Origin of the sequence: Halomonas sp. ALS9 (genome assembly GCF_001651035.1) — a bacterium.
Classification (GTDB): Bacteria; Pseudomonadota; Gammaproteobacteria; order Pseudomonadales; family Halomonadaceae; genus Vreelandella.
The window spans coordinates 1-265 of the sequence record NZ_LXRG01000144.1 but is presented as its reverse complement, the minus strand read 5'-3'; the positions used below and the strand labels follow the sequence as shown (position 1 = coordinate 265).

The following is a 265-nucleotide window of genomic DNA, read 5'->3' as shown; positions in this document are numbered from 1 at the left end:
TCCAGAGCGCATCATCGAGCTGATACAGCTGCACGGCGTTACGACGCTCAATATTGTGCCCGCAATGCGCAAGGGCTTCCTGGCCTATCGCGATGTGAAGTCCAAGACGCGACTCAAGCATATTATGTGCGGTGGTGAGGCCGTTCCAGCCACGCTGCAGCAAGATGTGGCTGAATGTCTCGACGGTGCCAACCTGCACGACCTCTATGGCCCCACCGAAACCACCATTCATGTCACTCACTGGTGGTGCCGTGATGACGGCCAC

Annotated in this window: 1 protein-coding gene; it reads left to right on the top strand. The window is 57.7% G+C overall.

From position 1 onward, the window contains the following. The coding region (locus A6R74_RS10505; protein ID WP_131798070.1) for an AMP-binding protein at positions 1-265 on the top strand (265 nt) is incomplete at both ends.